Below are 610 nucleotides of genomic sequence, written 5' to 3' on the forward strand. Positions count from 1 at the left end.
GTGTCTACGTCCCGCACCGCCCGGAGGTTCTCGTGTCCCACGCTAACGCCCGTCTCAACATCCATGGCCGTCGTCTGCTGGTCGATCGGGTCCGCCGACAAGGATGGGCCGTGGCCCACGCCGCCAAGGCGATGGGCATCTCCCGGCAGTGCGCGCACCGGTGGGTGGCGCGGTTCGACGCCGAGGGCGAGGCCGGGCTGGCCGACCGGTCCTCGCGACCCCACTCGAGCCCACGCCGCACGCCCGCAACGGTGGAGGCCGCCGTGGTCGCGGCCCGGCACGAGCACCGGCGCGGGCAGGACTGGCTCGGACCCGAGCTTGGCCTGCCACCACGCACCGTCGGCCGGGTCCTACGCCGCCACCACGTGCCGTACCTGCGGAACCAGGACCCGCTCACCGGCGAGGTGATCCGCTCCAGCAAGACCACCGCCGTCCGCTACGAACGCGACCGCCCGGGCGAGCTGGTCCACGTCGACGTCAAGAAGATCGGACGCATCCCCGACGGCGGCGGATGGCGTGCCCACGGCCGCAGCGAAAAGGTTCGGGGACGCGGGATCGGCTACGACTACGTGCACTCGATGGTCGATGACCACTCCCGCCTGGCCTACAG

The 610-nt window shown here is 72.1% G+C and carries 1 protein-coding gene; it reads left to right on the forward strand.

Annotated features, from left to right (window positions below; all coding sequences use genetic code 11):
* Window positions 1-32 precede the first annotated feature (32 nt).
* Window positions 33-610: leucine zipper domain-containing protein (locus ABD979_RS19925; protein WP_345509299.1), on the forward strand; the 578-nt coding region annotated here is incomplete at its 3' end.

It is taken from the genome of Terrabacter aeriphilus (genome assembly GCF_039542985.1).
Lineage (GTDB): Bacteria > Actinomycetota > Actinomycetes > Actinomycetales > Dermatophilaceae > Terrabacter > Terrabacter aeriphilus.